The following is a 407-nucleotide window of genomic DNA, read 5'->3' on the forward strand; positions in this document are numbered from 1 at the left end:
TATTCAGTCGTTCTGCCAATTGAGTTAGCGACCAATCTTTAAAAAAGTGTCTTAATTCAAATAGTCTACGTACAACTACCGCTTTCTCCACATCTACTTCTAACACTTTTTACCCTTTCTTTACTCTATAACCAAACATCACACCGCCCCCCCGCATATCCACCTTGTTCCGCTTTCTTCTTTCTCCCTCTACTTAGTTTTAATGCAATTTCAAGACGTTGGTATTGGTCTAATAGCTCTAACATACCATTCACTAAAAAGTCATTCGCATCATGTGCATATATACTGTAATTTGATTGTTCAATTGCTTTTACATCTATCTTGTATTTCTTTAACTCTCGTTGTATTAACACTTTTGCCATATCAGAGCGCCATAACCGAGATGTATTGAGTACAATAACTTTGCT

At 36.4% G+C, this 407-nt stretch carries 1 pseudogene; it reads right to left on the reverse strand.

Annotated features, from left to right (window positions below):
• Positions 1–407: pseudogene (locus MR063_RS21580) on the reverse strand (recombinase family protein); the annotation flags it as partial.

The sequence above is a fragment of the Bacillus cereus group sp. BfR-BA-01492 genome (genome assembly GCF_022662815.1).
GTDB lineage: Bacteria > Bacillota > Bacilli > Bacillales > Bacillaceae_G > Bacillus_A > Bacillus_A cereus_BD.